Below are 3,727 nucleotides of genomic sequence, written 5' to 3'. Positions count from 1 at the left end.
ATGAGATCATTTTCACATCCGGCGGCACCTCCGAGATCACAACCGAACCCGCGCCGATCCTTGACCTCGCCCCTATGGTTATAGCGCCCAGTACAATGGCCCCCGCCCCCACAACAACATTATCGCAGAGCGTGGGATGCCTCTTTTTCTTCTCAAGACTCGTGCCGCCGAGGACAACGCCCTGATAAAGGAGTACGTCATTCCCGATTTCAGTCGTCTCGCCTATGACAACGCCCATGCCGTGGTCTATAAAAAATCTTCTGCCTATCGTGGCGCCGGGATGGATTTCAATCCCCGTGAGAAAACGCCCTATGTGGGAAATGATGCGGGCTGTCGTATATTCTTTTCTGCGGTAGAAGAAGTGCGCTATCCTGTGGAGCCATACGGCATGAAGCCCGGGATAGCAGGTTAGAACCTCAAAAATATTCTTCGCCGCGGGATCCTCGTTAAAAATAGTCTTTATGTCTTCTCTTATGGTTTCAAACATCGGATACACCCCTCCATTACCCAACAACTTGCCAAGATCACCGTCTTAACTATCGCCGTTAATTTTACCATTTATATTAACATAAAGCGCCGCTCTCACGCAAAACCCCGGCGCATAAATCACCGGAGCGCATTTATCCTCAAACGCATTTTATCCCGTGACTGCGCGATTGGACATCAACACCGCGGATTGTTAGATATTCCATTTTTCGATGACGTAACGCAATATAACATTTGCCTGCTTTGCCGCGGCCACGGCCACGCGCGGCGAAAGAGGCGGCCGGGCGGCCCCGACAGAAGATTCAAGGTCCCCTATCAGCACAAGATTTTCAGAGATCCTGTGAACCTGAATCAAATCAGTATCCGCGTAACCGGCAAGTCCGGAAACCGAGACAACAAATTTTCCCGTCGGGATGAGCTCTGAAACAAGCATGCTTTTATCTTCCGCCCTGTCAAACGCTTCGGCCACAATATCGCAGTCTGCGAACAATTCAATAATATTTCTAGCCGATATTTTTTCGGCGCAGGTTTTTATTTCCAGAGCCGGATTTATTCTCCTGAGATTTTCCGTGAGAGCGTCTATTTTTCTCTTTCCTATTTGATCGGCGAAATAAAACTGCCTGTTCAAATTTGAATATTCCACAACATCAAAATCAATTATACGCAGTTTTCTAAACCCGCACCTTACAAGATGGGCCGCGCAATTTGAGCCGAGGCCGCCGGCGCCGGCAATGCCAACAGTCACCGACTGTATTCTTTTAAGATTATCCAATCCTATATAATCGGCGGACATCTTCTCAAATTTATTTAATTTCATACTGCCATCCAGTCCTTGAAAACGCCCTGATACCCCTTTTGTTTCAGCATTTCTTTTATTTGCCCGACCGAGCGCAAATCGCAGATTTCAAACTGCTTCTTCCCCCCGGAACCCGCGGCGATATGCCCTCCGACAGCGGTGGTTGAACCGGCGCTCATTTTTGTAATCCCCACAGCGATAAGGTTGTCCCTGAGCTCTGCGCACTCTCTGGTTGACAGAACAATTCCGATGCGTTTTAAAAAAATCCTGCCCACGGCTATTATCTGCAGCAGAAATTCATCGCTCGCCGGATATTTCGCTCTATAATCGCCCGAATGGCTCCTTATTCTGGGAACAGACACGCTGAATTCCACTGACGGATATTTGTCCTGAAGATATTTTGCGTGCAAAAGCATGAAAAAAACCTCTTTCCTGCAATCAGCCAGTCCCAGCAGCGCCCCGATATTGATCGTCCTCATCCCCTCGCAAGCGGCGCGCTCGGGCGCATTAAGACGGAATATATAATCACTTTTAGGCCCGCCGGCGTGAACCTCGCCATAGATTTTTTTATCGTATGCCTCCTGGTACACCGTTAGCCCGTCAACGCCCGCCTCAATTAGCTGTCTATATTCTTCATTTGTGAGAGGATAAATTTCAACTGAGATCGAACTGAAGAAACTTTTCAGGATTTTCACGCAATCCAGAATGTATGGAATACTGGAATCTTCCCTTGATTCGCCCGTTAAAACGAGAATGTGCCGGAGACCTGTCTGCGAGATACATTCCGCTTCCTTCCTCACTTCCTCATAAGTCAGTTTCTTTCTCTCAAATTTGTTGTCCGCGCTGAAACTGCAGTAAACGCAGCGATTCACACAGTGATTGGAAATATACATCGGGGTATACAGAGTTATGGTTTTTCCGAAATGCCTGACAGTTAATCGGTGGGCGCATTGAGCAATTTCCTCCAGATGCTCCGCTGCCGCCGGCGAAAGAAGCGTAAGTAAATCAAGCTCTCCCGGAGAACGCGCGGAAAGAGACTTCCTTATATTATTCTCCTTCACATTTTCGAAAAAAGAATTGAAATCAAAATCTTTCCAATCCTCTATTATTTCATTAAAACCCATCCTCAAGACCTATTCTCTGAGAAAACCCGTAAGAGGCGACGAAGGCGAAGCTTTCCGTGAGGAAGAAGACAGACCCACAAGATACGCAAGCCGCCCCGCGCGCACTCCCAGGCTGAAAGCTAAAGCCATTTCCGCGGGATTTACGGCTGTGGCAATTGCAGTATTGACAAGTACGGCGGCGCAGCCCATCTCCATGCAGAGAGCCGCGTCGCTGGGTGAACCCAGCCCCGCATCTACGATAACAGGGACTTTGATCTCATCAATCATTATCCTGACAAGCTCCTTTGTCCTGATTCCCCTGCCGGTGCCGATGGGTGAACCAAGCGGCATAACAGCCGCCGCGCCGGCGTCTTCCATTTTCTTCGCGCTTATAAGATCCGGTATCATATAGGGAAGAACCACAAAACCCTCCCTTGCAAGTATTTCCGTCGCTTTGACTGTTTCCGCGTTATCCGGCAAAAGATATTTCGTGTCCGGTATGATCTCTACCTTCACCCATTTTCCGCACCCGGCGGCTTCGGCCAGACGCGCGATTCTCACGGCTTCATCCGCGTTTCTTGCTCCCGATGTATTAACCATTAGGGTGCAGTGTTCTGGAATATAGTCAAGAATATTCTCCTGCGCCGACTCAAGATCCACCCTTCTCATTGCAACCGTTACAACCTGCGCGCCGGCGGCGGTCAGAACCTCTTTGATCACGGATTTATCCGAAAATTTCCCGGTCCCAACAAAAAGTCTGCTGTTTATTTCAACATCCCCTATTTTTAAGATATCTTTCATAAATGCTCTCCTGGAATTTCTATCTTTTTTTAGCCGCCGCCGACAAAATTAATGATTTCAATCGCATCGCCGGCTTTCATAATAATATTGCCCAGATCCTCCTTCCGGACTATTTTACCGTTATACTCCACAACAGTGATTTTTATATCAATATTCCTGCCGGTAATAAATTCTCTCAGCGTTAAAGTCCCTGTAATTGCCGTATCTTTCCCGTTAATTCTAATTTTCATAAACCCTGTATTTTCCCATCATCGCCTTAAACTCCCCCACTCTCCTTTCAATATTTTCCGCTTCTGCCACCGCCCTGATTACCGCTATATTTTTCGCGCCCATTTCCAGGATCGCTTCGGCATTAGAAATATTTATACCTCCAATAAAAACAACCGGTTTGTTTGAAATCTCAAGCGCTTTCGGAATATCTTTCGTTCCTATAGAGTAATCCTTTGTCAAAGTAGGGAATATCGGGCCGAAGCCGATATAATCAACATCGAGACAGTTTGCTTTCTCAACCTGCTCAAGAGAATGAGTGGACAGCCCTATT

6 protein-coding genes are annotated in these 3,727 nt (G+C 47.5%); all 6 read right to left on the bottom strand.

Translation table 11 applies throughout. The features are described from left to right. On the bottom strand, nucleotides 1-487 hold a 487-nt coding region (cysE, locus tag FP827_01045; protein ID MBA3051672.1), incomplete at its 3' end, for a serine O-acetyltransferase. Between the two features lie 192 nt (nucleotides 488-679). Then, nucleotides 680-1,303 carry a sulfur carrier protein ThiS adenylyltransferase ThiF gene (thiF, locus tag FP827_01040; GenBank protein ID MBA3051671.1) on the bottom strand — a complete coding sequence of 208 codons (624 nt, stop codon included), beginning with the start codon at nucleotides 1,301-1,303 and terminating at the stop codon, nucleotides 680-682. Then, a complete protein-coding gene (gene thiH / locus FP827_01035) occupies nucleotides 1,300-2,406 on the bottom strand; it encodes a 2-iminoacetate synthase ThiH (GenBank protein MBA3051670.1) in 1,107 nt (368 codons plus the stop codon). The genes thiF and thiH overlap by 4 nt, the downstream gene beginning before the upstream one ends. 9 nt (nucleotides 2,407-2,415) lie before the next feature. Next, on the bottom strand, nucleotides 2,416-3,186 hold the full coding sequence (locus tag FP827_01030; protein MBA3051669.1) for a thiazole synthase: 771 nt from the start codon (nucleotides 3,184-3,186) through the stop codon (nucleotides 2,416-2,418). A 29-nt stretch (nucleotides 3,187-3,215) separates the two neighbouring features. Continuing rightward, the gene (thiS, locus tag FP827_01025; GenBank protein ID MBA3051668.1) at nucleotides 3,216-3,416 is read right to left on the bottom strand and encodes a sulfur carrier protein ThiS; all 201 of its coding nucleotides are present in this window, start codon (nucleotides 3,414-3,416) and stop codon (nucleotides 3,216-3,218) included. After that, nucleotides 3,406-3,727, bottom strand: a 322-nt coding sequence (locus FP827_01020; GenBank protein ID MBA3051667.1) for a thiamine phosphate synthase, incomplete at its 5' end; no start/stop codon positions are given. The genes thiS and FP827_01020, both read right to left, overlap by 11 nt.

This window comes from Candidatus Omnitrophota bacterium, from assembly GCA_013791745.1.
In the GTDB taxonomy this organism is placed as follows: domain Bacteria; phylum CG03; class CG03; order CG03; family CG03; genus CG03.
Note: the sequence above shows the minus strand (reverse complement) of the source record. Positions and strands in the feature narration are given on the sequence as shown.

Coding starts and splice junctions, on each gene's coding strand:
- thiF (MBA3051671.1), bottom strand. CDS start 1,303: ATGAAATTAAATAAATTTGAGAAGATGTCCGCCGATTATATAGGATTG.
- thiH (MBA3051670.1), bottom strand. CDS start 2,406: ATGGGTTTTAATGAAATAATAGAGGATTGGAAAGATTTTGATTTCAAT.
- FP827_01030 (MBA3051669.1), bottom strand. CDS start 3,186: ATGAAAGATATCTTAAAAATAGGGGATGTTGAAATAAACAGCAGACTT.
- thiS (MBA3051668.1), bottom strand. CDS start 3,416: ATGAAAATTAGAATTAACGGGAAAGATACGGCAATTACAGGGACTTTA.